Here is a 5,849-nt window from a genome sequence, read left to right as displayed (position 1 = left end):
TGAGAGTAAATTCTTCTTAGAGATGACAACAAGTACCGATACGTATTCATCGGGATGAAGATCATTATAGTAGATCTTTTTCTCAATATAGAATTTCCCATCTTTTCTATTCGATAAATTGCACCCCTAGAAACCTTTTTTTGGTCGCGAACTTCTTTAATATGCTCATAAATAGAGAAGATATTCTTCTTATCGATTTCTTAATTTTATGCTTTAAATGGCCATCCACACTCTCAAGCGATAATCTTATTATGATTGATGATATAGTATTCAGTCCCTTTTGATAGAATCAGGTTAAGGGCATTAAAGATTTGAGTGTAATCAACATTAACAATTACAAACCCAAACTTCTTATCTTTCACTTCAAAAATCGGCATGGCCGCCCTAAGAACAAGTTCTTCCGGTATCACGACTTGACCAAACTCTCTACTGAGAGAAAAATCTGACAGATAAACCTTTCTACTTACCGAAGCTTCGATCTCTTTATAATAGGGTTCATTAGATTTTTCTTGAAGATTTTCTTCATTAACTTGATATACTTTGGTTCCACTCTTATTAGCACGAACAATTTCAAGGCCATTATTTTCCATACCAATATAGCGAATCTGACTATAACGAGTTTTGGCATAGAGCATTTCTTGAAAGATAGTTCCTAAGCGATCTTTCCAAATTTTAAGGGTTAGAACCATCTACTGGTCGAACGCCTCCATTTCTAGTAGCGCGGAGAATTCCCCGTATAGGCGGTGTTGAAGCGAGGAAACGAACATCAGACTTTAACTGCTTCACCTCAGATTTGACACTTTTTTCAACCAACTCAATGGCATCATCAGCATCATCAAGGCGTGAGTTTAGGAGATAGTCTCTTTGCTGATTAAGACTATAAATACTAAAAATAATCCCAGTAAATATAGAGATACCAATTCCAAATATTGAAATTTTTCCACTTAAAGTCTTCATTATCTCTCTCTTCGGCTCTAACTATTATAAACTAAGTTTATTTCTCAATAGTTAAATTAAAAGAAATAAAGAAGACCTTATTTTCAATACCTTAGCTACTTCTTAGCATCAACAACTAGCTTTTGAAGATGCTCTGCCATTTGATTGATCTTTTGTGCGACTTCAAATGTTTGTTGAGCAGCAGAAGAACTCTTATTAGCCGAGAATGTAACTTCTTCAATAATCTTTGAGATATTATCTACTTCAGAACTTGAATCTAGGAGAACACGACTAACTTCTCTAGTTGTCACAGTTTGCTCTTCAACCGCAGCTGCTGTCGAGTTGGCAATATTGTAGAGTTCTTCAATAGTCGATCTGACTCCTGTCACACTTGTAATTGCCTGCTCTGTTGAGCTTTGAACATTTGTAATTTTATTAGAAATATCATCTGTAGCGATAGCTGTCTGTTTAGCGAGTTCCTTGACTTCATTGGCAACAACGGCGAAACCCTTTCCGGCCTCTCCAGCTCTTGCAGCTTCAATTGTCGCATTTAGAGCGAGTAAATTTGTCTGCTGAGCATTGATGAAATGACTTTAATGACATTCCCAATATCTTCAGATGCTTTTCCAAGTTCCGATATATTTTCACTCGCCTCAAGGGTCATTTCTTTTGCCTCTGATGAGCACTTCGAAGCCTCTGAAGAAGACTTTGCCAACTCTGTTATAGATGCCGATAACTCTTCCGTACTTGTACTAACATTTTGTACACCGCTTGCAACTTGTCTTGAACTTGCAGATGCATTCGTAGAGACCTCAAGAGTTATTTTTGCATCAGCAGTCATTTCTTCGGCCACACTTGAAATTTGAGAAGAACTTGCAAGAAGTTCAATTGCTGCGTTTTCAAATGTTTCAACTAAATTATTATAGGCTTCCTTTTCTTTTGTTAAATCAGTTGCATACTTAACAACTTTATAAACCTCACCATTGTGATTATAGATTGGGTTATATGAGGCATTAATCCAAACTTCTTTTCCACCCTTACCAATTCTCTTATATTCACCTGTATCAAATTCACCATTTGCTAGCTTTATCCAAAAGTCCCTATAGTCAGAACTCCTCGTATATTCCGGTTCACAGAAAATTCGGTGATGTTGTCCCTTTATCTCATCTATTGAATACCCAACTGTTGCGAGAAAGTTCTTATTGGCCTTTAGAATTGTTCCATCAGGAGTAAATTCAATAACCGCCTGAGATTTATCAATAGCATTCAGCTGACCTTCAAAGTCTGCATTTTTAATTTTAGTCTCAGTAATATCTGTTGCAAACTTGACGACTTTGAATGGCTTACCACTGGCATCCAAAATGGGATTGTACGAAGCATTGATCCAAATTTCGTCTCCATTCTTCGAGAATCTCTTGTATTCACCAGCTTCAAAATCACCATTGCCCAATTTATTCCAAAACTTCTGATACTCTGAAGATGTTACATAAGTGGGATCACAGAAAATACGGTGATGCTTTCCTTTAATTTCTTCTAATTGATATCCCATTGCAGATAAGAAGTTTTCATTTGCGTCAATTATTGTTCCATCTAATTCAAACTCAATCATGGCCTGAGCTTTACTAATGGCCTTAATCTTTCCTTCGAAGTCAGCATTCTTAAGTTTAGAAGCTGTTATATCAGTGGCAAATTTTACAATACGTTTTATATTTCCTTCATCATCAAAGATCGGGTTATAAGAAGCATTGATCCAAACTTCTTTTCCTTCCTTGGACAATCTCTTGTATTCCCCTGCTTCAAATTCACCACGGGCAAGTCTCTTCCAGAACTCGACATACTCAGGAGTTGAAGAATAACTATATTCACAGAATATTCTATGGTGCTTCCCTTTAATTTCAGAAAGCTGATAACCTAAAGCTCCTAAGAAGTTTTCATTTGCTGTAAGAATATTTCCTTCTAAATCAAAGACAATAACTGCTTGAACACGACTTAAAGCTTTTAAAATTCCAGAGAAGTCTTCTTCTGAGAAAACTAAATTATGAGAGTTTTTGATATCCACGATTATGTCCTTAAGTTTTTTAATTATTTAAACCCTTATCGGCCGATAAGATAAATTGTTTAAGTAATCAAACTTAGACAACACCTCTCTTTAATGCGCTTCGATCTCTTTACCTCGTGATGAAAATGAAAAACCTTTAGTCCCTACTGAACCAAGCATTACTGACTCGATGATGGGAACAGCAACAAATTTTTCAGAGCCCCACTCGACTACAAAATTAGCCCCGGTTCCTCCACTCAAGTCTTTTTCAGGAATCACAATATCTTTACTCGACATTTTTCCTAAGATAAAGGGACGATCAATGTACTTCTTGAGAAGCTTTCCGTTAGTATCATAGTACTCAATTTTCTTGATCATAATACTCTCTTTTTGAGAAATATTACGAATACTAAGAAGAGCGGTCATATGAAGAAGATTTCCTTCATACTCATTATAAATGCTCGAGTAAATTGGAACATAGACTTGCTGCCCATGAAGTTTTCTCGTATGTGTATCATTAGCTGGGCGAAACTCGGTCGCTTTTGGTACTTCTTGTCTTATTTTCTTTTTACCCTTATCAACACCTTGTTGCTGACAAGAAATAAATAAGAGTATCATCATTAATCCACTAATGTATTTGTTCACTATAAGCTCCTTTAAAAAATATTCCTTCTTTTGCCACTCCAATCTTAAAACAATCTACAGCTTCTTCGATATCACTTCTCTCTCTTGTAGCAATTAAGACCTTATCACCACTCTTAAACTCAGTTGCGCCATCTGGAATAATAAATGCCCCATTTCTCTTGATAAAAAGAACTAGGCAACCTTGAGGTAGAAAAAGGTCTACTATTCTTCTTCCGACAGCAAAATCACGACTACCAATGCTAAGATCCCTTATTCCATTCTTCGTCTTTTCTAAAACATCTAAATCAATTGGAAAATTTGGATCTTCAACTGATTCATAAAGCAGTCCCAATTTTCTGGCCATAAGCTTCATTGTTAGCCCTTGAAGAATCGCTGATACTAAAACAACAAAGAAAACAATATCAAAAATCATATGGGCCTTCGTCCCCAGTTTAACTGCGGCTAAACTAGCAAAAACAATAGGTGTTGCTCCTTTTAAACCTGCCCAAGCAATGAATGTTTTCTCCTTCAAATTGAAACGACTCTTTAATAAGCAGAGCATGATTGTGACAGGTCTTGCAAAGAAAATAAGAAATACTGCCACCATAAGCCCGATTGGTGCAATTTGAATTAGACGGCTAGGGAAAACTAATAAACCTAGCATAACAAATAATCCTATTTGTGATAGCCAGCTAATACCATCATAGAAACTATAAAGAAGAGATTTATGTAAAAGCTTCTTACTACTAATAATTATCCCAAAGACATAGACAGCTAAAAACCCATTTCCCTCCAAATAAATAGAAGAAGAATAGCTAAGGAATAAGAAAGAGAGTGTTAAAGCTGGATACAACCCCACATGGCTTAAGTTAATTCTATTATTCAAAGCAATAAATAATTGAGAGAAGAACCACCCGAAGAAAAGACCAATCGCTGGATTCAAGATTAAACTCAGAGTAATCCCTAAGGCCCCACTATTTTCCCCTTGCATATAGCCCAGGAGAAAAATGACTAAGAAGTATGCCATCGGATCATTACTTCCAGACTCAAATTTCAAAAGATTCTTAGTACGTGGGACAACCTGAGAGTTCTTATCTTTAAAAATTGAAAAACTAGCGGCAGCATCAGTTGCCGACAAGATTGCTCCGAGAAGCATCGATTCAACAAGAGTTAGATCTGTAATAAAATTAACGAAGAAGCCTACGAGTGCCGTTGTCACGACAATTCCTAAGCTTGAAAGAGTTATCCCTCTTTTAAGGTTAGGCATAATTTCTTCTAAATTTGTTTCTACTCCTCCTGTAAAGATAATCAAACAAAGGGCAAAGGTTCCGAGAAACTGGGTCAATTCATAGTTCTCAAAATCAATACCACCAATTCCTTCACTTCCCGCCAAAATACCAATCCCCAAAAAGACCAATAAAACAGGTAGTCCGAATCTATCTGAAGACTTACTTAACAAGACACTTAGAAGAACGATTATTGCACTTACAAAAATATAATTATTTACTAAAACTTCCATATGAAGGAGATTTCCTCTTTCTCTATAAGGTTCACGAATGTAAAAAATAAATGTTAACGAAAACTATGAAAGTTCTAAAGGTGGACTAAGCCCAGAAAAGCGACGATAAATTGTCTTTTTATAGGAATATTTACTGATGAATACTTCTTTATCACTAATCTTAAAAAAATAGAACTCGACTAATGTCGCAAGACCTAAGGCACCCCAATGACTTCCTGTCTTAACAATTTTACTTCCTGATTTCTTACTTAAAAGAGTTGCTCCAGAGCTATTACTTGCCCGAGTCGTAATAAAGTTGTCATGTGATGAATCAATTTCTTGGTGGAATCCCCGGTTTCCTAGAAAGGAAAAAACAAGTAAGAACAATATGAGAAGGTTCTGGACACGCACCAGAAGAGTATACAACAAGTCTCATTTTTTTTCAGGGGGTCAACTTCTTCTCATGGTCAGAAGAGAACTAAATCATCTGAAAGAATTTAATATAATCAGCGACATGAGTCGGCTTAGAGAAGAAACCATTGGCTCCATAAATCCTTGCCTTCTCCTTATCCTTCCACGAGTCAGAAGAAGAGAAAACGACAATTATTGGCACTTTACGAAATCCCTCAGATTCTCTAATCATTTTTAGCAAGTCAAAGCCACTTATCTTATTCACATTGATATCGAATAATTTTTTCTACATTGAGCTCCATCATCACAAAATAGTTATTAAAGTAGCAAAGTCATCTAAAA

The 5,849-nt window shown here is 36.0% G+C and carries 6 protein-coding genes and 1 pseudogene; all 7 read right to left on the bottom strand.

Annotated elements, in window-relative coordinates:
- Positions 1–233: 233 nt before the first annotated feature.
- The 7 genes and pseudogenes from M901_RS15695 to M901_RS15660 all read right to left on the bottom strand — a co-directional run bounded on the left by M901_RS15695 (position 234) and on the right by M901_RS15660 (position 5,778).
- On the bottom strand, positions 234–689 hold the full coding sequence (locus M901_RS15695) for a cache domain-containing protein (protein WP_021279196.1): 456 nt from the start codon (positions 687–689) through the stop codon (positions 234–236).
- Complete coding sequence (locus tag M901_RS15690) at positions 673–957, bottom strand: hypothetical protein (RefSeq protein WP_021279199.1); 285 nt, start codon at positions 955–957, stop codon at positions 673–675. The genes M901_RS15695 and M901_RS15690 overlap by 17 nt, the downstream gene beginning before the upstream one ends.
- 95 nt (positions 958–1,052) lie before the next feature.
- Positions 1,053–2,995: pseudogene (locus M901_RS18105) on the bottom strand (PAS domain S-box protein).
- A gap of 90 nt (positions 2,996–3,085) precedes the next feature.
- Complete coding sequence (locus M901_RS15675; RefSeq protein WP_021279200.1) at positions 3,086–3,619, bottom strand: DUF3124 domain-containing protein; 534 nt, start codon at positions 3,617–3,619, stop codon at positions 3,086–3,088.
- Positions 3,603–5,117: a potassium/proton antiporter gene (locus M901_RS15670; protein WP_021279197.1), complete on the bottom strand. Its 1,515-nt coding sequence runs from the start codon at positions 5,115–5,117 to the stop codon at positions 3,603–3,605. Before M901_RS15670 ends, M901_RS15675 begins: the two co-directional genes overlap by 17 nt.
- A gap of 63 nt (positions 5,118–5,180) precedes the next feature.
- The gene (locus M901_RS15665; RefSeq protein ID WP_021279201.1) at positions 5,181–5,483 is read right to left on the bottom strand and encodes a hypothetical protein; all 303 of its coding nucleotides are present in this window, start codon (positions 5,481–5,483) and stop codon (positions 5,181–5,183) included.
- 91 nt (positions 5,484–5,574) lie between these two features.
- Complete coding sequence (locus M901_RS15660; protein WP_081653495.1) at positions 5,575–5,778, bottom strand: response regulator; 204 nt, start codon at positions 5,776–5,778, stop codon at positions 5,575–5,577.
- Positions 5,779–5,849: the final 71 nt, after the last annotated feature.

The organism is Bacteriovorax sp. DB6_IX (assembly GCF_000447775.1).
GTDB lineage: Bacteria > Bdellovibrionota > Bacteriovoracia > Bacteriovoracales > Bacteriovoracaceae > Halobacteriovorax_A.
This window is presented reverse-complemented; position numbering and strand designations above follow the sequence as displayed.

Excerpts from the sequence above, each read along its gene's own strand:
- M901_RS15695 (WP_021279196.1), bottom strand. The coding sequence starts at position 689 with ATGGTTCTAACCCTTAAAATTTGGAAAGATCGCTTAGGAACTATCTTT.
- M901_RS15670 (WP_021279197.1), bottom strand. The coding sequence starts at position 5,117 with ATGGAAGTTTTAGTAAATAATTATATTTTTGTAAGTGCAATAATCGTT.
- M901_RS15690 (WP_021279199.1), bottom strand. The coding sequence starts at position 957 with ATGAAGACTTTAAGTGGAAAAATTTCAATATTTGGAATTGGTATCTCT.